Source organism: Bradyrhizobium sp. CW1 (genome assembly GCF_023100665.1).
In the GTDB taxonomy this organism is placed as follows: Bacteria; Pseudomonadota; Alphaproteobacteria; order Rhizobiales; family Xanthobacteraceae; genus Bradyrhizobium; species Bradyrhizobium canariense_D.
The window spans coordinates 4,719,519-4,739,940 of record NZ_CP064684.1; the positions used below are offsets into that span (position 1 = coordinate 4,719,519).

25 protein-coding genes and 1 pseudogene are annotated in these 20,422 nt (G+C 64.1%); 5 read left to right on the forward strand and 21 right to left on the reverse strand.

Annotated elements, in window-relative coordinates; all coding sequences use genetic code 11:
* Positions 1-15: 15 nt before the first annotated feature.
* From IVB54_RS23300 to IVB54_RS23320, 5 genes and pseudogenes are all read right to left on the reverse strand, one after another.
* Positions 16-691, reverse strand: a pseudogene (locus IVB54_RS23300) (4-carboxy-4-hydroxy-2-oxoadipate aldolase/oxaloacetate decarboxylase).
* On the reverse strand, positions 688-1,401 hold the full coding sequence (locus tag IVB54_RS23305) for a PIG-L deacetylase family protein (RefSeq protein WP_247776463.1): 714 nt from the start codon (positions 1,399-1,401) through the stop codon (positions 688-690). The pseudogene IVB54_RS23300 and the gene IVB54_RS23305 overlap by 4 nt, the downstream one beginning before the upstream one ends.
* A gap of 39 nt (positions 1,402-1,440) precedes the next feature.
* Entirely contained in the window at positions 1,441-2,742 is a 1,302-nt protein-coding gene (gene dctA, locus IVB54_RS23310) for a C4-dicarboxylate transporter DctA (protein WP_018459298.1), read from the reverse strand.
* Positions 2,739-3,623 (reverse strand): amidohydrolase family protein, encoded by an 885-nt coding sequence (locus IVB54_RS23315; protein WP_018459299.1) that lies wholly within the window; start codon positions 3,621-3,623, stop codon positions 2,739-2,741. Before IVB54_RS23315 ends, dctA begins: the two co-directional genes overlap by 4 nt.
* A gap of 29 nt (positions 3,624-3,652) precedes the next feature.
* Positions 3,653-4,360 (reverse strand): TetR family transcriptional regulator, encoded by a 708-nt coding sequence (locus IVB54_RS23320; protein WP_018459300.1) that lies wholly within the window; start codon positions 4,358-4,360, stop codon positions 3,653-3,655.
* A gap of 105 nt (positions 4,361-4,465) precedes the next feature.
* Here IVB54_RS23320 and IVB54_RS23325 point away from each other — a divergent pair, with 105 nt between their 5' ends.
* Complete coding sequence (locus IVB54_RS23325) at positions 4,466-5,443, forward strand: tripartite tricarboxylate transporter substrate binding protein (protein WP_247338100.1); 978 nt, start codon at positions 4,466-4,468, stop codon at positions 5,441-5,443.
* Between the two features lie 87 nt (positions 5,444-5,530).
* Here IVB54_RS23325 and IVB54_RS23330 read toward each other — a convergent pair whose 3' ends face one another.
* Positions 5,531-6,679: a mechanosensitive ion channel domain-containing protein gene (locus tag IVB54_RS23330; RefSeq protein ID WP_018459302.1), complete on the reverse strand. Its 1,149-nt coding sequence runs from the start codon at positions 6,677-6,679 to the stop codon at positions 5,531-5,533.
* A gap of 125 nt (positions 6,680-6,804) precedes the next feature.
* Between IVB54_RS23330 and IVB54_RS23335 the strand changes: the two genes are divergently transcribed.
* Entirely contained in the window at positions 6,805-8,055 is a 1,251-nt protein-coding gene (locus IVB54_RS23335) for a DUF763 domain-containing protein (RefSeq protein WP_026233776.1), read from the forward strand.
* A gap of 38 nt (positions 8,056-8,093) precedes the next feature.
* Here the strand turns inward: IVB54_RS23335 and IVB54_RS23340 are convergent, their stop codons facing one another.
* The 8 genes from IVB54_RS23340 to IVB54_RS23375 form a co-directional block, all read right to left on the reverse strand.
* Positions 8,094-8,336, reverse strand: coding sequence for a hypothetical protein (locus IVB54_RS23340; RefSeq protein ID WP_026233777.1), 243 nt, complete (start codon positions 8,334-8,336; stop codon positions 8,094-8,096).
* 34 nt (positions 8,337-8,370) lie between these two features.
* Complete coding sequence (locus IVB54_RS23345) at positions 8,371-8,634, reverse strand: hypothetical protein (protein WP_018459305.1); 264 nt, start codon at positions 8,632-8,634, stop codon at positions 8,371-8,373.
* A 15-nt stretch (positions 8,635-8,649) separates the two neighbouring features.
* Positions 8,650-8,877 carry a hypothetical protein gene (locus tag IVB54_RS23350; RefSeq protein WP_018459306.1) on the reverse strand — a complete coding sequence of 76 codons (228 nt, stop codon included), beginning with the start codon at positions 8,875-8,877 and terminating at the stop codon, positions 8,650-8,652.
* Positions 8,878-8,880: 3 nt separating this feature from the next.
* A complete protein-coding gene (locus IVB54_RS23355; protein WP_018459307.1) occupies positions 8,881-9,081 on the reverse strand; it encodes a hypothetical protein in 201 nt (66 codons plus the stop codon).
* Between the two features lie 13 nt (positions 9,082-9,094).
* Positions 9,095-9,277, reverse strand: a complete 183-nt coding sequence (locus IVB54_RS23360; RefSeq protein WP_018459308.1) for a hypothetical protein — start codon at positions 9,275-9,277, stop codon at positions 9,095-9,097.
* Between the two features lie 137 nt (positions 9,278-9,414).
* Positions 9,415-10,686: a cytochrome P450 gene (locus IVB54_RS23365; protein ID WP_018459309.1), complete on the reverse strand. Its 1,272-nt coding sequence runs from the start codon at positions 10,684-10,686 to the stop codon at positions 9,415-9,417.
* Positions 10,687-10,796: 110 nt separating this feature from the next.
* The gene (locus tag IVB54_RS23370) at positions 10,797-11,123 is read right to left on the reverse strand and encodes a hypothetical protein (protein WP_018459310.1); all 327 of its coding nucleotides are present in this window, start codon (positions 11,121-11,123) and stop codon (positions 10,797-10,799) included.
* A gap of 106 nt (positions 11,124-11,229) precedes the next feature.
* A complete protein-coding gene (locus IVB54_RS23375; protein WP_018459311.1) occupies positions 11,230-12,003 on the reverse strand; it encodes a ferredoxin--NADP reductase in 774 nt (257 codons plus the stop codon).
* 156 nt (positions 12,004-12,159) lie between these two features.
* On the opposite strand from IVB54_RS23375, the gene IVB54_RS23380 reads away from it, so the two are divergent.
* The 3 genes from IVB54_RS23380 to IVB54_RS23390 all read left to right on the forward strand — a co-directional run bounded on the left by IVB54_RS23380 (position 12,160) and on the right by IVB54_RS23390 (position 14,051).
* Positions 12,160-13,356 carry an amidohydrolase family protein gene (locus IVB54_RS23380; RefSeq protein ID WP_247776464.1) on the forward strand — a complete coding sequence of 399 codons (1,197 nt, stop codon included), beginning with the start codon at positions 12,160-12,162 and terminating at the stop codon, positions 13,354-13,356.
* 108 nt (positions 13,357-13,464) lie between these two features.
* Entirely contained in the window at positions 13,465-13,650 is a 186-nt protein-coding gene (locus tag IVB54_RS23385; RefSeq protein ID WP_245288530.1) for a hypothetical protein, read from the forward strand.
* A complete protein-coding gene (locus IVB54_RS23390) occupies positions 13,626-14,051 on the forward strand; it encodes a hypothetical protein (protein WP_245288531.1) in 426 nt (141 codons plus the stop codon). Before IVB54_RS23385 ends, IVB54_RS23390 begins: the two co-directional genes overlap by 25 nt.
* A gap of 103 nt (positions 14,052-14,154) precedes the next feature.
* On the opposite strand, the gene IVB54_RS23395 is transcribed toward IVB54_RS23390, so the two are convergent.
* The 7 genes from IVB54_RS23395 to IVB54_RS23425 form a co-directional block, all read right to left on the reverse strand.
* Positions 14,155-14,544 (reverse strand): hypothetical protein, encoded by a 390-nt coding sequence (locus IVB54_RS23395; RefSeq protein WP_018459313.1) that lies wholly within the window; start codon positions 14,542-14,544, stop codon positions 14,155-14,157.
* A 42-nt stretch (positions 14,545-14,586) separates the two neighbouring features.
* Positions 14,587-15,042, reverse strand: coding sequence for a MarR family transcriptional regulator (locus IVB54_RS23400; protein WP_007592445.1), 456 nt, complete (start codon positions 15,040-15,042; stop codon positions 14,587-14,589).
* Between the two features lie 26 nt (positions 15,043-15,068).
* Entirely contained in the window at positions 15,069-15,773 is a 705-nt protein-coding gene (locus tag IVB54_RS23405; protein WP_018459315.1) for an ABC transporter ATP-binding protein, read from the reverse strand.
* Complete coding sequence (locus IVB54_RS23410) at positions 15,770-16,561, reverse strand: ABC transporter ATP-binding protein (RefSeq protein ID WP_018459316.1); 792 nt, start codon at positions 16,559-16,561, stop codon at positions 15,770-15,772. The genes IVB54_RS23405 and IVB54_RS23410 overlap by 4 nt, the downstream gene beginning before the upstream one ends.
* Positions 16,558-18,447 (reverse strand): ABC transporter permease, encoded by a 1,890-nt coding sequence (locus IVB54_RS23415; protein ID WP_247776465.1) that lies wholly within the window; start codon positions 18,445-18,447, stop codon positions 16,558-16,560. Before IVB54_RS23415 ends, IVB54_RS23410 begins: the two co-directional genes overlap by 4 nt.
* 151 nt (positions 18,448-18,598) lie before the next feature.
* Positions 18,599-19,801: an ABC transporter substrate-binding protein gene (locus IVB54_RS23420; protein ID WP_018459318.1), complete on the reverse strand. Its 1,203-nt coding sequence runs from the start codon at positions 19,799-19,801 to the stop codon at positions 18,599-18,601.
* Positions 19,802-19,825: 24 nt separating this feature from the next.
* A complete protein-coding gene (locus IVB54_RS23425) occupies positions 19,826-20,410 on the reverse strand; it encodes an amino acid synthesis family protein (protein ID WP_085352760.1) in 585 nt (194 codons plus the stop codon).
* Positions 20,411-20,422: the final 12 nt, after the last annotated feature.

A 20,422-nucleotide genomic window follows, 5' to 3' on the forward strand; every position in this document is an offset into this window, starting at 1 on the left:
ACTCCGCTGATTGTTTTAGACGTCCTCGGGATTGTCGACATAGACGAGCCCGGCCTTCGCCAAGGCCTCGCGCATGCTGTACATGTCGAGGCCCAGCTCGCCCGAAGCCAGCCGCTTGCGTTTGCCGCCTTCGTCCGCGCCTCGCCTTCTCGGCGACCTCGGCCGCGTAGCGCTTCGGCACCGCCACGACGCCGTCGTCATCGGCCACGATGATGTCGCCGGGATCGACGTTGACGCCGGCGCAGACCACGGGGACATTGACCGAGCCGAGCGTCGCCTTCACCGTGCCCTTGGCCGAGACCGCGCGCGACCACACCGGAAAGTTCATCTCGTGCAGTGCCCTGATGTCGCGGCAGCCGGCATCGATGATCAATCCCTGCACGCCGCGCGCCTGCAGCGAGGTTGCGAGCAGCTCGCCGAACATGCCGTCGGTGTTGTCGGTGGTGCAGCCCACGACGAGGATGTCGCCCTTCGTGCACTGCTCGACCGCGACATGAATCATCCAGTTGTCGCCGGGCTGCGCCAGCACGGTGACGGCGGGGCCGGCGATCGCCGCGCCGGCCCAGACCGGCCGCAGATACGGCTTCATCAGTCCGAGCCGATCATAGGCCTCGTGCACGGTCGAGACGCCGTACTCCGCCATCCCAGCGGGATCGGCACGCTTGATGTTGCGAACGACGACCGGCTTCATGCCAGCTCCTCCGCAACCGTCGGAAACAGCCGCTGATAGGCCTCGCCATAGGTCATGGACACGCCGGTGTTGCGGCTGCCCTGGATGCCGCGGTTGAGCGCGACGCGCTCGTAATATCCCCACAGGTGCTTCTGCGCGGCGAGGATCTGGAACGCCTCGTACTTCTCCTTCCAGACCTCGTCGATCTTGAGGAGCAGGTCCGGCTTGTAGTTGCATTGCTCCGGCTGGTGCGGCTCGAACAAAAACACCGGCGGGGCCGAATATTTGTACTGCGCGCCGGGCTTGTGGCCCATCGCCTGCGCGACCACGCGGGTTTCCTGCGCGAAATGCGCCGCGTTCGGATGGTCGAAATTATAGGGATCCTCCAGCGCGTGCGTCAGCACGAAGCGCGGATTGAGCTCGCGGTAGATGTCGACCATGCGGTCGAAATGGGCCTCGGCGAGCTTCAGCGGATAGTCGCCGCAATCGAAGAACTCGATCTCGGCGCCGAGCAGCTTGGCCGCCCGCTCCGCCTCGTCCTTGCGGCCGGCCTTGACCGATTCCAGCGTCGCAGCCTTCTCCTTCCAGGCGAACTGGCTCTCGCCGCGCTCGCCGAAAGACAAGCAGACGATCTTCATGCGGTAGCCCTTCTTCGCATGCAGCGCGATGGCGCCGCCGGCGCGCCAGACGAAATCGCCCGGATGGGCCGTGATCACGAGACCTGTTTTCATGGGACAAACTCCCCTCTATCGTTCGTCAACGTCATCGGTTCATCGAGTCGCGACAGCGGATTCCTCGCCGTCGAGCACGCGCCTCAGGCGGTCGGCATCGAGTGCGCCTTCCCATTTGGCAATCGCGATCGTCGCGACCGCGTTCCCGATCAGATTAGTTGGCGTCAGCCCCTGCGACATCAGGCGGTGGATGCCGAGCACGAGCGCCACGCTCGTCACCGGAATGCTGCCGGTGGCGGACAACGTTGCCGCCAGCACGACGAAGGCGGCGCCCGCGATTCCCGCCGCGCCCTTGGAGGTCACGAGCAGGATCAGAAGCAGCTCGATCTGCTCGGCGAGCCCAAACGGCGTGTTGGTCGCCTGTGCTAGGAACACCGAGGCGGCGGCAAGGTAGAGGCAGGTGCCGTCGAGATTGAAGGAATAGCCGGTCGGGATCACCAGCCCAACGACGCTGCGCTCGCAGCCGGCCTGCTCCAGCTTGGTTAGCATCCGCGGCAGCACCGTCTCGGACGATGTCGTGGCGATGCAGATCAAGAGCTCTTCCCAGATGTAGCGGATCAGCTTGAGCAGCGAGAAGCCACACAGACGCGCGACCGGGCCGAGCGCCACGATGATGAAGATCACGCAGGTGAGATAAAAGCCGCCGAGGAGCTTGCCCAGCGAGGCCAGCGAGCCGACGCCGAACTTGCCGACCGTGAAGGCGATGGCGCCGAAGGCGCCGATCGGCGCAGCCCACATCACGAATCCGACGATGGTGAATACCATCTTGGCGGCGATGTCGATGAGATGGACCAGCGGCGCGGCGCGCTCGCCGAGCTGCACCAGCGCAAATCCGCACAGTACGGCGATGAAGAGCACCTGGAGGATGTTGCCCTCGGCAAAGGCGCCGACGAACGTCGCGGGCACAATGTTTATCAGGAACGGCACAAAGCCGATCACGCCCGACTGCTTGACATAGGGCTCGATCGCGCTGGCATTGATGCTGGCGGGATCGATGTTCATGCCGACGCCGGGCTTGAGCAAGTTCACCGCAATGAGACCGATGATCAGCGCGATCGTGGTCATGATCTCGAAATAGACGATCGCCTTGACGGCGACGCGCCCGACACGGGCCATATCGGCCATATGCGCGATGCCATTGACGACCGTGCAGAAGATGATCGGCGCGATCAGCATCCGGATCGCCTTGATGAAGGCGTCGCCAAGCGGCTGCATCCTGGCGCCCCCCTCGGGATTGACGATCCCAAGCGCGATTCCGGCCGCCATGGCGATGAGCACCTGGATCCAGAGCTCCTTCCACCAAGCGCGGCCGCGCGGCTTGTCGATCGCTAGCGCCGTCATTGGCCGAACTCGAACAGCCGCGCTGGATTATCGACGAGGATCTTCTGCTGATACTCCGGCTCCGGCGCGAACAGCGGGATTAGGTCGACGAGATCGCCGTCGTTCGGCATCGCCTTGACATTGGGATGCGGCCAATCGGTGCCCCAGATGACGCGGTCGGGCGCCGTCTCGACAATTTTTCGCGCGAACGGCACGGCGTCGGTGAACGGCGGACCGGCCGATGACACCCGCTCCGAGCCGCAGATCTTGACCCAGCATTTCTCGTCGCGCTGCATCAGCTCGACCAGGATCTTGAACGGCAGCTGGTCGAGCCCTTCGGACGCCTTCACCCGTCCCATATGGTCGATGGTGTAGCTCAGCGGCAGCCTTATCAGCGTGTCGGCATGTTCAGGCAGGTCGATCGCATCGAAATGCAGATCAATATGCCAGCCGAGCGGTGCGACCAGCGCGACGATGCGGTCGAACACCTGCTTGTCCGGGACCCCGCCGAGATGGCGGACGAAATTGAAGCGGCAGCCGCGGAAGCCGCCCTCATGCAGCACGCGAAGCTCGCGCTCGGTGATGGTGTCGTCGATATTGGCAACCGCGCGATAGGCCCCGTTGCTCTGCGCGATGGCGTCAAGCGCCACCGTGTTGTCGGTGCCATGCACACTCGCATTGACGATGACGGCACGTCCAACGCCGAGCTTGGCATGCAGCGCGCGGAAATCCTCGAGCGGCGCATCCGGCGGCGTGTAGGAACGCTCCGGCGCGTAAGGGTATTTCGCGCCGGGCCCGAAGATGTGGCAATGCGCATCGCAAGACAGGTTCGGCAGTCTGAACTTCGGCGTGCGCGTGTCCGGATCGGGCGGCGGAATGGTCGGCGTGTACATCATTGCCATCAGATAAACCGCCGAACCAGATCGTGTCTTCAAGTCTTGCTGCTGACGACCGGCCGTCGCCGTGCTGGCGCCTGATCCAGCGCCGGCGCCTGGAACGCGGCCACGGTGGCTTGCACCAATTGCTCGATGGCACTTGCGGCATCGCTGCCGTCGGCCTCGCCGCGCGACAGGCGCGAGACGCGATCCGGCGTCACCAGCGAATAATAGAGTGCGCCAAGCAGGAAGTGGCTGCGCCAGACGATATCGGTGCGCGGAACGTGCGGCAGGCTTTCGTGAACAGCATCGATGAAGGCGTGGCCGGTGTCGTCAAAAGTCTGTGCGATGATCTTTCGCGCGACTTCATTGCCCTCCGCGGACATCACCGCGCGCAGCCGCGTGAACCGCGCCCCGCCCCCGGCAAGATCACTGCCCGAGGTGAAGGCCGGCACGACATAGGCCCGCACCACCGCTTCGAGCCGATCCTGGAGATCGCGCACGCGCTTGGCGGCCGCGAGCAGCTCGGAACGGCGCAAATTCATTGGCCCGCAATGGCGCCGGTAGATCTCCAGCAGCAGGCCGTCCTTGGTCTTGAAATGATAGGTGACGCTGCCGGGATTGGCGCCGGCGGCCTGTGCGATATCGCGCACCGACACGGCGTTGAAGCCGTTGGTGGCGAACAGCTCCTCGGCCGCGGCGAGGATCGCCTCGCGCATGTTCGGCTTGCGGGCCGTTTCCTTGCTGGCGGGGTTGCGGATCATGTGATTTGTACTATCGTACAAAAGATCAGGTCTCGTCAACAAAAACCATGGATGACACCCGGAAAGGCCGAGAGACCGCCGCTGGGTGCAAAGGAGTGCTGGGAAATGCTGGGTTTCAACAAGACCATCAGCGGTCTGATGGTGGGCGCCGGTCTGCTGCTCGCGGGGACCGCCGCACAGGCCGACAAATATCCGAGCAAGCCGGTCCACATCCTGGTGCCTTATGCGGCCGGCGGCGCCGTCGACGTGCTCGCGCGCACCTTGGCTCAGGCGCTGGCCGGGACTTGGGGCCAGCAGCCGGTGATCGACAATCGTCCCGGCGCCGGCGGAATCGTCGCGTCCCAAGCGCTGACGCAGGCCGCGCCCGACGGCTACACGCTGATCCTCGTCGCGAGCGGCCATCCACTCAACCAGTTCATCTATCCGAGGGTGCCCTACGACACGTTCAAGGATTTCACCGCGATCAGCGAAGTCGCCTCCTCCCCGCTCGCGATCGTCGTGGCCAAGGACAGCCCCTATAAGACGCTCAGTGATCTCCTCATCGCGGCGAAAAAGGAGCCGGATAAGCTCTGCTACGGCATGTCCGGCAACGGCACCTCGGCGCACCTCGCGGGTGAGCTGTTGAAATACATGTCCGGCACCAAGATCGTCGCGATCCCCTACAAGGGCGGCGCCCCCGCGCTGACCGCCGTGATCGCCGGCGACATTCCGCTCAGCATCAATCCACTTGCGGAAGCCATCAGCCAGATCGAAGGCGGCGCGGTGCGCGCGCTCGCGGTGACCTCGGCCGAACGCTCCAAGGCGCTGCCCAATGTTCCGACCGTCGCCGAGTCGGGCGTGCCGGGTTACGACGTCTCCGTCTGGTGGGGCGTTCTTGGTCCCGCAAAAATGCCGCCGGAGATCGTCACGAAGCTCGAAAGCGATCTGAAGGCGGCGCTGCAGGACCCAAACGTACTGTCGACGCTCGGCAAGATCGGCGCGGCCCCGGTCGGCTCATCGTCGAGGGATTTCGGCGCCTACATGCATGCCGAGGCGACCAAATGGGAGCCGGTGCTGAAGGCCGCCGACATCCGCGCGCAGTGAGGTGCTTCGCATGAGGACCAGCGCGCTGGACACGATCCAGCGCCAGGCAGGCTTGTGCGGCGCCACGAAGGCCGACGCGCAAGTAGGTCAATTGCGTGCGCTCGCCCGCATCTTCTCCGGCGGCGCGGGACGCCGCACGAAATCGGCGTCATCGTCGCCTCCTCCCGACGGGATCAGGATCGCGCGCTCGCGCGGCAGCGCTTCCGGCATCTCGTCCCGGATGAAGGCGATGAGCTTCTCCCTCATCTCGCAGCGCAGGTCCCAGGACTGCGGCGCGTTCCTGGCGCTGACGAGGGCGCGGAGCTCGATGGTGCGAGCATCCGCGTCAACGACCTGGAGATTGACCACCTCGCCGTCCCAGAGCTTGGACTCCTTCACTGCTTCTTCCAGCCAGCGCCGGATCCGCGGCACGTCGGCACGATAATCGACATGAAACGCAATCACGCCGATCAGGGACGCAGTGTCGCGGGTCCAGTTCTGGAATGGCTTTTCGATGAAATAAGACAGCGGCACCACCATGCGGCGCCAGTCCCACAGCCGGATCACCACATAGGTCGCGGCGATGTCCTCGACCCAGCCCCACTCGTTCTCGATGATGACGGCATCCTCGATGCGGATCGGCTGGGTGATTGCGATCTGCATGCCCGCGATCAAATTGCTCAGCAGCGGCCGGGCGGCAAGACCAACGATGATACCGGCGGCACCGGCGGAGGCGAACAGGCTGACGCCGTATTGCCTGACCGAGTCGAATGTCATCAGCGCGGTCGACACCGTGATGATGACGATGATGATATCGGTGACGCGCTTGAAGACGCGGACCTGGGTGACGTGCTTGCGCGCGACAAAATTCTCGGTGACGTCGCGAAAGTTCTGGAGATACCGTGCCGCGCTCATATCCACGATCCGGATCGAGATCCAGCCGATCAGCGCAATGAAGGCGACGACGAACAGGCGCGTCAGCGGCGTGCGGAAGGCGTCGTCCAGCGGCGCGAGCGGCAGCACCAACGCTACGGCGGCAAGACTGAGGGCCAGCTGAGTTGGGCCCGCGGTGCGGGCGATGAACACGCTCACGAGCGGGAGGCGGGTTCCGAAGGCGCGGTTGAACAGCCAAACCGAAAGGCGATAGATCGACAGGGCGATCAGGATCGCGCCCAAGACTAGAGTGAGGCCGACGAACCACGACGGGATCCACCCGAACATCCTGTCGATGTCGGCCAAAAGGGTCTGCCAATCCATTAATGTCCCCGCATTGCATCCGCGCTTGCGTTCAACGCGTTGCAGCGTCGTTCGCTCCCCCGCTCGGTGCAATGCAGCATCCCTCTGGTGCAATCATCGCCGAACTGCGCTATTTGTGGTCAATCATGACTCGACGGACCGGCAGCGCCGATCTTCCCCTTCACACCGGCCGGGTTCCACCCTGGCTGGCGACCCGCATGTCGTCGCTCGGCGCGATCGTCACACAGGCGATCGTGCATCACTACGGACGCGATGCATTCCTCCAGCGGCTCTCGCACCCGTTCTGGTTCCAGTCGTTCGGCGCCGTCATGGGGATGGATTGGCACTCCTCCGGCATCACGACGTCGGTGATTGGCGCGCTGAAGCGCGGGCTGGGACCGCTCCAGGACGAGCTCGGAATCTACGTCTGCGGCGGGCGTGGCCAGCACTCGCGCAAGACCCCGGACGAGCTGATGCAGCTCGGCGACCGAATCGGCTTCGACGGCGCAAAGCTCACGCGTGCGAGTCGCCTCGTGGCGAAGGTTGACAGCGCCGCGGTCCAGGACGGCTTTGACCTTTACCTGCACGGCTTCTTCGTCACCGCCGACGCCAAATGGACCGTGGTGCAGCAAGGCATGAACGGCGACAAGCGGCAGGCCCGCCGCTATCACTGGCATTCCGAGGCGCTGAAGAGTTTTGTCGACGCACCGCACAGCGCGATCGACGGGCCGCGGCAAGGCGAGATCGTCAACCTCACCGACCATCGCGCCGAGATCTCGCGCACCGCGCAGCTCGAGCTTCTGAGCGATCTCGGCCCGGATCGTATCCTTTCCGAATTCGAGCGGCTCACCGGAACTGCGCCCGCGCCCGCACAGGCGACGCTGCCGCACCTGATCATGCCCGGGCATCACGACGTGCGGCCGAAGGACGTGTTTGCGCGCCGCCTGCACGGCACACTCGCTGCTGCGGCCGAGCGCGGCCCGGTCGACTTTCCGGAGCTGCTGCTGACTCCCGGCGTTGGCGCTCGCACCGTTCGTTCGCTGGCGATGGTCGCCGAAGTCGTGCACGGCGCGCCCTACCGCTTCAACGATCCCGCGCGCTTCTCGCTTGCCCACGGCGGCAAGGACCGGCATCCCTACCCTGTTCCACTCAAGGTCTATGACGAAACCATTCGCGTGCTGAAGGGGGCGATTCAGAACGCAAAGCTCGGGCGCGAGGAAGAGATGCAAGCCATCAAGCGCCTCGACGACCAGGCGCGGCGGCTGGAGCGCACCGCGCATGGGCCATCCGTCGAATCCTATATCGCCGGAGAGCGTGCGGCCTCGCCCGATCTCGACGGCCGTTCCGTGTTCGGCTGGGAGCGTGATCTCGGGTCGACAAAAAAGCAGACCGGCTGAAAGCCGGTCCGCGAGTTCAGCGGGAAGGAACGCCGCTCTCAGGTCTCGTCGGTGCCCGGCTCCTCGTCGAGCCGGTTGGCCGAGTGGTCCTGATATTGTTCGGTCTGGATCGCCTTGCCGTCCATGCCGCGAATGTCCGAGTGCTGCGCCTTGTCGCGGTTTGACAGCACCATGTTGTCGCCGATCTTCTCCTTGGGCACGTCCGTCATGGCGCCGCTGCCGTCGCCCTTGCCATGCATGCCCGATCTGAAATGCGTCTTGCTGCCACGACCACCTGGCATCTTTTTCTCCTCTTGCTTTGATCGCCCGTGCAGCTCAATGCTTCTGCTGTGCCGGCGTCGGTTTCGGCGGCTTGTGTCCGCTTTGGCCGGAATCATTGTGCTTGTTGTGATCGCTTTCCTGGTTGAGGCCGCCTCGGCTCACCGGGAATTCACTCTGTCGCGCCTCAGGTCGCGCCCGGTGAACGGCCGTATTCTCCGGATTGTGGCCGAGGGCGCGCTCAAGCTCTCGCGCGTCTGGAACATCCGGCTTGCGCTCGAGGATGCGAACCTGTTGCTCGTGGGTCTTCTTGCCTTGCATGCTCGTCCTCCGGAGCTATCGGCCTCTTCGGTGCGTGCCACTGCGTGCGATGTCCTTGTCGATGCCGCCAGCGGCGTTCACGTCGTTCTCGACGTCGCCTTCGATCGTGTTCTCGCCCAAGGCGTCCTCGAGGTCCTCAGGCGAGATACCGGCCATCGTTGCGCCCTTCGATCCGCCGATCATGGGGTTATTTTGCATATCCTTTTCCGTCGGTGCGTAGAGTTTGGGTTGCTTGTTGGTCATGCCTCACCTGCCTCCGCCTTTTCCGGCCTCGTCATGCCTGTGGTGTGAATCGTGCTCGCCACCTCCGCCGGAGACGCGGCTGTGGTTGCGCTGCGGGTCGTCCGCCGCGGGCTTCTTCACTTCGAGCGGTGCCTTCGCATTCTCATGCGATGCGCCTGGTCCGCCCTGACGGTTGCTGTTCGGTGTCTTGGTGGATGTCGACATGAGGGTCCGCTCCTCAGCGATCTTGCTGATAGCCTTGGTTGGTGGTGTTCTGCTTGATGTTGCCCTGCTGCCCTTGCTGGTCCGGATTTTGCGCACGCTGCTGGCCGCGCGGGGCAGTCGAGGACACTTGCTTGCTGTCGCCGGTTCCCTTCGGACTTTGATTCTCGGCGGGAACAGGTGGCATCTTGCCGGTCATGATGCTGTCTCCTGTTGTTGATCTGCGACATCGACCGGAGGAACTCGTCGCGGCTTTCGATGTCGCAAAAACAACTAGAGCAACGGCATGCCGTTCCTACCGACGAGTGCAGAGAAATTTTCCGCAAGGTGTAAGTCTCAGCAGGCCACTGGCTGGGAACGAACCAACATCGATCCAGCTGATGCTGTCGCCTGTGCTGCGTGGCCGTCGGGCACGACAGGGAGGTTCGCGATCGCTCGCATGCCCGGTCGCTTGCGCCAGTGGATCTGAGACACGTCCACAGCAAAGCCAAGCCGCGGCCATCGCACAAACAACGCTTCCAGGGCACACGCTGCCTCGATGCGCGCGAGTTGATGGCCGAGGCAGAAATGGATGCCCGTTCCGAAGGACATGTGACGGTTCGGCTTGCGCGCGGGATCGAGGCTCTCGGGGCGCTCATGCATCGCCGGGTCCATGTTCGCGGCGGCGAGCATCACCATGACGCGATCGCCCTTCTTGAGACGCACGCCCGCGAGCTCGATATCCCGCCTCACATAGCGGGGCTTGGAGAACTGCACCGGCGACACGAAGCGCAGGAATTCCTCCACCGCAAGCCCGACGCGGCTCCAGTCCTGTGCCAGCCAGTCGCGGACGCCGGGATTTCTGAGGAGCTCGTAGACAGAACCGCTGATGAGATGCGTGGTGGTCTCGGAGCCCGCCGCGAGCAGTAGGAACACCATCGACACCATTTCGTCCGGCGTGATCTGGCCGCCCTCGCGCTCGACCTGAACCAGCTCCGCGATCAGGCCTTCGCCGCCCCGCACGCGGGCAATCTGCAGCTGCCGTTCGAGGTAGGCTCGCATCTTGCGGAACGCGAACAGCATGCGGAAGAAGCTGGCGACGTTCGTAAGTGAGGACATCGTATTGGCCCAGGCGATGAAGCGGGGGCGATCGGCCAATGGCAATCCGAGCAGCTCGGAGATCACCGCGAGCGGCAGGATGCGCGCATAGCGCTGGACGAGATCGGCCGGGCTTCCTGCCAGGAACAGCTCGTCGGCGAGCCCGTCCGCGATGGCGCGGATGCGCGGCTCCATCGCGACGATCGCGCGGCGGCGGAAGGCCTCGTCAACAATGCTGCGCAGCCTTGTGTGGTCAGGCTCGTCCATTGTCAGCATGTTGTTGGCGATGGTTCTGACGTAGTTCGGCATCCACCAGCGTAAACCCGCGACGTCCCCATCCTCCTTGCGCAGCGTGAAATCGGTGCCGTCCTTCAGGACCTGCGCGGTGGCCTCATGGGTCGTGGTGATCCAAACATCGCCGACGAGAGGAAATCGCGCCGCGACCACAGGACCGGACATGCGCAACGTTGCGATCGCCTTGGGCAGATCGCGAAAGAAGGCCTCGCTGGTGAAATCGAGGCGTGGTGCCATGTGATCACCGAAGCGGTTGACGGGGTCTCACCAAGATGGTGCACGACGCCGCCCGCGCAAGGGAACCCGGAACCTCCGCTTCGGCTTCGGTGCAGGCGTGAGAGTCGAGTCTACCCCCGCCCCGGCGAACGCGGGCCGATCTTGCGCTGCTGCTGGTTGGTGTAGGCGTCCCAATTGCTCCAGCTGCCGTTGCTGAGGCTTCGCAGGTCGGTGGTGAGCGGACGGCGCGTGCGCTTGTCGTGATCGGCGATCACGCGCTCGGATTGCACGATCTTGCGCTTGAGTTCCCCGAGCGCCTTCTGGGTCTGGCCGTTCCGCTTCGAAGACGCGATCTCGCCCATCGTGAAGCGCGCGGTTTCGAGCGCCTTCAACTCGGCGCGGTTCTTCTTCAACTGAACCCGGTGCCAGGCGATATTGCTGTCGCTGTCCGCAACCATGTGGGAACTCCGCTGATTCGTTCCCACAGTGTATCGCGTGCCGAATCGACGCCGCAACGGGCGCGCGGCGGCGAAAATACGGTCTTCTTGCGCGGGGGTTCCGGGCTCAGCGCTCGGCGAAGGCCTTTTCGACCACGAATTGGGCCGGCTCGCCGTGATTGCCCTCGACAAGACCCCGCTCGCCGAGGAGCACGCGGGTATCCGCCACCAGCGCCGGGCTGCCGCAGATCATGACGCGATCGTGGGCCGCTTCCAGTGCCGGCAGGCCGATGTCGGAAAACAGCTTGCCCGACGTGATGAGATCGGTGATGCGCCCGCGATTGCGGAAGGGATCGCGCGTCACGGTCGGATAGTAGATCAGCTGGTTGCGGATGTACTCGCCGATCAGCTCGTCCTTGGGCAGCGTCTCGGTGATCATCTCGCCATAGGCGAGCTCCTTCACGTGTCGGCAACCGTGCAGCAGCACGACCTTCTCGAACCGCTCGTAGGTTTCGGGGTCCTTGATCACGCTCAGGAACGGCGCAAGACCCGTACCGGTGCCGATGAGGTAGAGGTTGCGGCCGTCCTCCAGATTGTCGATCACCAGCGTGCCGGTGGCCTTGCGGCTGACGATGATCTCGTCGCCTTCCTTTAGATGCTGGAGCCGTGAGGTGAGCGGGCCGTCCGCGACCTTGATCGAGAAGAACTCCAGCGTGTCCTCGTAATTGGCGCTGGCGACGCTGTAGGCCCGCAGCAGCGGCTTCTCGCCGACCTTGAGCCCGATCATGGTGAATTCGCCGTTGCGGAAGCGGAAGGTCGGGCTGCGGGTGGTCTTGAAGGAGAACAGCGTGTCGGTCCAGTGGTGGACGCTCAAAACGGCTTCCTGATTGAAATTGCTCATCTCACCCTTCCGTGGCGCGTCGTGGCGGTTTTCAAGGCGGCAGCTATGCGTCGTTTGTATACGATCATTTGTGTACTAATGAATAATCCGGCTTGATCCCGCGGTCAAGGCTGCCCAAGATCGGAAGCGTTGCAGTTAAGGACAAGGACCCATTCCATGGCGCATGACGCACCCCAGGCCACCGGACCCTCGAAGCTCGTGATCCGCAATATCGGCCTGATCCTGTCCGGCGCGCTGGAAAAGCCGATCCTGGACGGCGACACCATCGTCGCCGAGAACGGCAAGATCACCGCGATCGGCCGCTTCAAGGACCTCAACACCGAAGGCGCGACCACTATCGTCCAGGCCAACGGCACCACGGTGGCGCCCGGCCTGATCGACAGCCATGTCCATCCTGTTGCGGGCGACTGGACGCCGCGCCAGAACCAGATCGGCTGGATCGACAGCAATTTGCATGGCGGCGTCACCACGATGATTTCCGCCGGCGAGGTGCATATGCCCGGCCGCCCGCGCGACGTCGTGGGGTTGAAGGCGATGGCCATCTTCGCGCAGCGTGCATTCTGGAATCTGCGGCCTGGCGGCGTGAAGGTTCACGCCGGCGCGCCTGTGATCGAGTGCGAGATGGTGGAGGAGGACTTCAAGGAGTTGGCCGCAGCCGGCGTCAAGCTGCTCGGCGAAGTCGGCCTGGGCGGCGTCAAGGACGGCCCCACGGCGCGAAAAATGGTCGGCTGGGCTCGCAAATATGGCATCCAGAGCACGATCCACACCGGCGGTCCTTCGATCCCCGGCTCCGGATTGATCGACAAGGATGTGGTGCTTGAGGCAGACACCGACGTGGTTGGCCACATCAATGGCGGTCACACCGCGCTTCCCGACGACCAGATCCGCTGCATCTGCGAGGGCTGCAAGCGCGGCCTCGAGCTCGTTCACAATGGCAACGAGCGCTCGGCGCTGTTCACGTTGCGCATTGCGCGCGAAATGGGCGATCTGCACCGCGTCATCCTCGGCACCGATGCGCCGGCCGGCTCCGGCGTGCAGCCGCTCGGCATTCTCCGCATGGTGTCGATGCTGTCCTCGCTTGGCGACCTCCCGGCCGAGGTCGCGTTTTGCCTGGCCACCGGCAACACGGCGCGGATGCGCGAATTGGATTGCGGCCTGATCGAAGTGGGCCGCTCGGCCGATTTCGTCATCATGGACAAGGCGCAGCACTCGGCCGGCAAGAACATTTTGGACAGCGTCCAACTCGGCGACCTCCCCGGCATCGGCATGACCATCATTGACGGTATCGTGCGCACCCAGCGCAGCCGCAACACCCCGCCGGCCGGCAGGGTGCCCGAGGTGGTGGCGAAGTGACGCAGCCGGAGCGGCTCGCCGCTCCCGTGCTCCCTTGACAGCATTGAACAAGTCGTCGGCCTGCTGCGTCTAACGCAGGCAGTTCATTGCTGGAACGCCGAGGGAGACATGAAGAATTCGTCGCGGATTGCCGCCGGTGTTGCCGGTGCGGTCGGAGGTTATGTCGCGACCTTTGTGCTGTTTTCAGTGCTCGATCTGGGCAACCGGGCGGACCCGATCACGTCTGGCCTGTTGGCACTGTTCGTCTACTCACCCATCGGAGGGCTGGCGTGGTGCTTGCCAGCTGGCTGGTGACGCGTTCCGGCACGGATGCAGGCAATAGCGGTCTCGCGCGCAACAGCCTGAAATCGCTTGGTGTCGTGGTCCTGCTTTGCGTGGCCGCCGCCGCCACCTACCTGGGCGTCGCGTACATGACGGCCACGCCCTGGCTCAACCGAAACGGCGCCACTCCTCTGCTCGTCTTCGAGGTTCGCCTTCCGGCCGGCGCAACCGTGCCGAAATCACCGCAAGATATCACCATCGAATTGCAGACGGACCTCAACACCATGCCGGGCGAATTGAACGCAGCTGGCTTCCATAGTGACGGCGATCAGCCCGTCATCGCAGGCGAAGTCGAACTGGCGTTCCGAACCTCGCACCGGCAACTCGCCGTCACATCCAGGGACAGCCCAGCCGAGTCTACCCGATCGGATTGACGGCCTCGGCTCCGCACACACCGGAGTTCGGGTCGTGGCGACGGCTCGCCGACGGCAGCGAAATCCGCTATCGCGCAAAATGGCCGGGGAAGACGTAGCGGGATCACCGCGGTTTCGCTATCTCACAACGCACATAGGTCTGTCGCTTGCCCGGCCCGACCGGGCTGTTGTCCATCACCAGCTTGCCATCCGCGGCAATGGAAACCCGGGGACTGGAGCGATACTTCTCGCCCTCGCCTTCGCAGGCGAGCTTCATTTTCCAGGCGAGCTTCCCGTCGGCAGTGATCTCGCTGGCGCGGCACCGGGTCTCGTACCAATAGAGACGGTTGCCGCCCTCGATGCTCATGCGGTTGGCGCTGTCCTCGTCGCGGCAATCCTTTTTGGTTGACGCCCAGAACCCCTCATAGGCTTGCGCCGCCAGGGCGGGAGCAGACTGGCCCGCCAGCATCACACTCATGCTCAGAGCCATAGCAAACCGGGTCGCCGCTCTCATGTCAAAAACCTCGACAAGACCTTCACCGAGGTTAGTCGCGCCTCACCGCAGCTTGTTCAACAGCGCCATCAGCATCTCGCGCTCCTTTGCCTCGAGCGGCGCCAGCGTCTCTCGTGTGATCGCAAGCGCATTCGGCGCGACCTTTTCCGCCAATTGCTGGCCCGCGCGCGTCAGGCTGACCAGAAGCCGCCGTCCATCCTCCGGATCCTGGCTGGTCTCGGTGAGGCCGCGCGCCGTCAACCGATCGATCACGCCCTTGATGGTCGCCACGTCCATCGCCGTCAGGCGCCCGAGCTGGTTCTGCGAGCATGGCCCGGCCTCGGCGAGCTTCGACAGCGCCGCCCATTGCGTCGGCGTAATGTTGGTGCCGATCTCGCGAGAGAAGATCGCGCTGTGGCGCTGCCAGACCTGGCGAAGGATGAAGCCGACCTGCTCGTCGAGCACATAAGGCGGCTTTGCCGGTTTGACGCTTTTCTTCGCCGCGACGCTTCTCGCCATCCGCTCGATGCCCTTGCCCTTTGCCTTCACAACGACAGATGCGCGTCGCGGATATCCGGACGCGCGTCGAGCTCGGCCATGGTGCCGCCGAAGCAGATGCGGCCGCGCTCGATGATATAGGCGCGATCGGAGATCAGCCGCGCAAAATGCAGATTCTGCTCGGAGACGACGATGCTGACGCCCTCCTTCTTCATGGTCAGGATGGCCTCGACCATCTGCTCCACGATTTTCGGCGACAGGCCTTCCGAGGGCTCATCCAGCAGCACCAGCGATGGATTGCCCATCAGCGTGCGCGCGATGGTGAGCATCTGCTGCTCGCCGCCGCTCATGCGGCCGCCCGGGCGATTTTTCATCTCGCCGAGGTTAGGGAACAGCGAAAACAGCTTGTCGCGAGTCCAGTGCGGCGCGTTCGGGCGCTTCGGCTGGCGGCCGACCTCGAGATTCTCTTCCACCGTCAAATCGGTGAAGATACGCCGCTCCTCCGGCACGTAACCAAGCCCATCCCGCACGATCTCATGCGTGGGACGTGCCGATACATCCTTGCCTTCGAACATGATCCGCCCCGACCGCTGCGCGACGAGCCCGACGATCGAGCGGAACGTCGTCGACTTGCCGGCGCCATTGCGGCCGAGCAACGCCACGACTTCCCCCTGGCCGACCTCGAACCCGATGTCGAACAGGATATGCGCCGGGCCGTAATGACTGTTGAGATCCTGTACTGTGAGCTTCATGCCGATGCTCCCTCGCGATGCCCGGCCTCGTAAAGGAGGCCCTCGCCGAGGTAGACCGCCTGCACTTGCGGATTGCCGCGGACCTGGGCGGGCGAGCCCTCGGCGATCAGCGTGCCGCGGTTGAGCACGATGATGCGATCGGCGTGCTCGAACACCACGTCCATGTCGTGCTCGGTGAAGAGAACGCCGATCGATTTTTCCCGGGCGATCTGCGCGGTCAGCCGCATCAAATCGACCCGCTCGCGCGGCGCCATGCCGGCGGTCGGCTCGTCCATCAGCAGCAGCTTTGGCTGGTTGGCGAGCGCGACGGCGAGCTCGAGCCGCTTGAGATCGCCATAGGCAAGCTCGCCGCAGGGGCGATCGGCGTAACCGCCCATGCCGACCAGCTCGAGCAGTCGCCCGGCTTCGCCGCGGTCGAAGTTCGGCGCCGAGCCCCAAAGATTGTACAATTGCTTGCCATGCGAGATCAGCGCGACTTGCACGTTCTCGCGCACCGTCATGGTCGCGAAGGTCGCGGTGATCTGGAAGGTGCGACCCACGCCCATCCGCCAGATCTCGCGCGGCTTCCTGCCGGTTGTGTCCTCGCCGAGCAGGCGGACGTGGCCGGTATCAGGCTTGTTCTGGCCATTGAGCATGTCGAAACAGGTGCTCTTGCCCGCGCCGTTCGGTCCGATCAGCGCCAGGATTTCACCGGCGCGCAGCGAGAACGAGACGCCGCGCACGGCATGGACGCCGCCATAGGATTTGGTCAGTCCTTCGACCGCGAGAAGTGGGGGCGCGACGCTCATTCGGCGGACTCGATCGGCTTGGCAAGCAAGGGTGACCCCGGCGGCGACGTCTTCCTGCGGCGCTGCGCTAGCATCTCCAGCATGCCGACGATGCCCTTGGGGAAGACGACGACGATCAGAACGATGAAACCGCCGAGCACGAGTTTTGACAGGTCGGTCTGACTGACCAGCCAGATGTTCAAGGCCTTGTAGACGATGGCGCCGATCACCGCGCCCGACACCGTCTCGACGCCGCCGAGCAGCACCATGACAAGGGCGTCGACCGAGAGCGAGATGCCGAGATTGTCCGGAAAGACGCTGCCCTTGAGGTAGGCGAACAGCGCGCCGCCAATGCCCGCGGTCGTGCCCGCGATCACGAAGGCGGTCCACTGGATACGCTTGGTGTTGATGCCGACCGCTTCGCTGCGCAGCAGCGAGTCGCGCGTCGCCCTCAGCGCATAGCCGAACGGCGAGAACACCATGGCCCGCAAAGCGATCGTCACGAGCGCCGCAACACCGAGCGACAGCCAATAGAAATGCGATGGGCTCGCCGCCCAGCTCGAGGGCCAGACGCCCAGGATGCCGTTGTCGCCGCCGGTGACGCTCACCCACTGGAACGCGATCGACCAGACGATCTGCGCGAAGGCGAGCGTCAGCATCGCAAAATAGACGCCGGAGAGCTGCACCGCGAAGAAGCCGAACACGGCAGCGCCCATGCAGCCGAGCAGCGGACCGAGCAACAGGCAGACGATCATCGGCAGTCCGGCCATCTTGGCGAGGAAAGCGACGCCGTAAGCGCCGAGGCCGAAATAGGCGGCGTGACCAAAGGACGCGAGCCCGCCGACCGACATCAGGAAGTGCAGGCTGACGGCGAAGATCACCGAGATCGCGATCTCCGAGCCGACGGTCAGTGCATAATTGCCGGCGAACAGCGGTAGTGTCGCCGCGACGACGAGCGCTGCAAACGCAGCCAACCGCTCATTCGACGTCAGCGGTCGCCAGGGATTGACGGTGAGACCGGGCGTCTTGCGGGCCGGCGCCTCGGGCCTGCCGAACAAGCCCCAGGGCCGCACGATCAGCACCACCGCCATCACCAGGAAGACCAGGATGATAGAGATTTTTGGAAAGATCAGGATGCCGAAGGCGTTGAGCTCGGAGACCAGCACAGCCGCGACGAAAGCGCCGATGATGCTACCGAGGCCTCCGATCACCACGACGACGAAGACCTCGACGATGATGCGCAAATCCATCGCATGATGCACGGCATCGCGTGGGATCTGGAGCGCACCGCCGAGAGCGGCGAGGAAAACGCCGACCGCAAACACGCTCGTGAACAACCATTTCTGATTGACGCCCAGCGCCGCGACCATGTCGCGGTCCTGCGTCGCTGCGCGCACCAGAACGCCCCAGCGCGTGCGCTGGAACAAGAGCCAGAGAATGCCGAGCACGACCGGTCCGAGCACGATCAGAAACAGATCATAGCTCGGAATGTTCTGGCCGAAGAAGTCGATCGCCCCCTTGAAGCCGGGCGCACGGCGCCCCACGAGATCGTCTGGGCCCCAGATCAGGACGACGAGGTCCTCGACCATCAAGGTCAGGCCGAAGGTCGCAAGCAGCTGGAACAGCTCGGGCGCGTGATAGATGCGCCGGAGCAGCACCATCTCGACGATGACGCCGATCAGCCCCACCGCGAACGCCGCCACCACGATGCCGCCCCAGAAGCCGAATGCACCTGACAGGCGCTCCGTCAGCGTGAAGGCGACATAGGCGCCGATCATGTAAAAGGCGCCATGCGCAAAATTCACGATCCGCGTCACGCCAAAGATGATCGACAGGCCCGACGCCACCAGGAAAAGCGACGCTGCGCTGGCGAGACCGGTCAGAAACTGTACGACGTAAAAGGCCATCTGCGGTCCGGCTTAAGCGTAAGTCGCAATATTAGGCTTCATCCTTCGAGGCGGCGCTACGCGCCTCCTCAGGATGAGGTCGGGACCCTCATGGTGAGGAGCGCGGCTGCGCCGCGCGTCTCGAACCACGAGGCCCCGGTCTCACTTTGGATCAATCCTTCGGACGCAGCTTCTCGACTTCGGCATCACTTGGTAGATAGTCCGCGCCCTTCTTGTAAGACGAGTCCACCATCACGCCCTTACCGTCCTTCAGCGCGGTCTTGCCGACATAGGCACCGAGCGTCGACTGGTGATCGATCTTGCGGAAGGTGATCTCGCCCAGCGGCGACGGCATCGAAAGTCCTTCCGCCGCAGTGATCAGCTTCTCCGGATCGGTCGAATTGGCCTTCGCCAGGATCGCCGCCGCCGACTTGATGGTCTGGTAGCCAACGATCGAGCCGAGGCGCGGATAGTCGTTGTACTTGGCCTGATAGGCCTTCAGGAACGCGTCGTGCTCGGGCGTCTTGATCGAGTACCAGGGATAGCCGGTGACGATCCAACCCTCGGGTGTCTCCTCCTTGAGTGGATCGAGATATTCCGGCTCACCGGTGAGGAAGGAGACGACCTCGCGTCCCTTGAACAGGCCGCGGGTGTTGCCTTCGCGCACGAGCTTGACGAGATCGGCGCCGAAGGTGACGTTGAGGATCGCTTCGGGATTGGCCGCGGCAACCGCCTGCACTACCGGACCGGCGTCGATCTTGCCCTGCGGCGGCCACTGCTCATCGACCCACTGGATGTCGGGCCGCTTCTCCGACATCAGCTTCTTGAACACCGCGACCGCGGACTGGCCGTATTCATAGTTCGGCGCGATCGTCGCCCAGCGCTTTGCGGGCAGCTTGCTGGCCGCTTCCACCAGCATCGCGGCCTGCATGTAGTTCGAAGGACGCAGTCGGAACGTGTACTTGTTGCCTTTCGACCAGGTGATGGCGTCCGTCAGAGGCTCGGCCGCCAGAAAGAACACCTTCTTCTGGTTGGCGAAGTCGCTGACCGCAAGACCGATGTTCGACAGGAACGTACCCGTCAGCATCGCCACGCCCTCGCTCGACACCAGCTCGTTGGCCGCGGTCTGCGCATCTGCCGGCTTGCCACCATCGTCCTTGGAGACGACGATGAGCTTCTTGCCGTTGATGCCGCCGGCCGCATTGATCTCTTCGACCGCGAGCTGCCAGCCCTTGCGATAGGGCTCAGTGAACGCCGGCAGCAGCGAGTAGCTGTTGATCTCGCCGATCTTGATGTCCTGCGCAAGGGCCGAATGAGCCATGCCGCTTGCCAACAGCGCGAACGCCGCCCCGACAAAATAGTTCTTTGCTCGCATCCCAACCTCCACTTTCTGAAAAGATTAACGCAGTCCGTCTTCGCCCTTGATCTCCGCAACGGTCAGCCCGCCGACGCGCGGCAAAGGACGGCCACTGTCGGTGACGGCGACCGCGACCATGATCTCGTTGGCGCGCGGCGCGTCGTTGATCTGCACTTCCATGCCATCGAAATGACTGCGCACGAAGGCTGCATCCTTGTGGCCCAGCGGAACGTCCAGCGTCGTGCCGGGTCCACTGCGCTTCTTCGACGACGGGATCAGCGCAGCGCCTTTGCCCAGCACTTTACGCACCGGCGCGCCCATTTTCGGGTGAAGGATGGCGGCTGCATGCTCCAGCTCGCCATTCTCGCCGACGGCCGCGGCCTTGCCATAGCTCTGCGCCTTGGACCCGTCGATGCCGAGCGCCGCCACCGCGCGCTTCGAGAGCAGCTCGCCGAGCTCCTCGCCAATCGCGATCAGCGGCGAGAGATCCTCGACATACTTTCCAGCAAACGGATTCTCGATCACGGCGATCGCCGCCGCACGCCGCGTCGGCGGTGAGACCTGGCGGCCCATCTCCATCTGCGTCTCTTCGACGACGGTGACGATCTTGCGGATGATCGCGCTCATGATTGTTTCCTC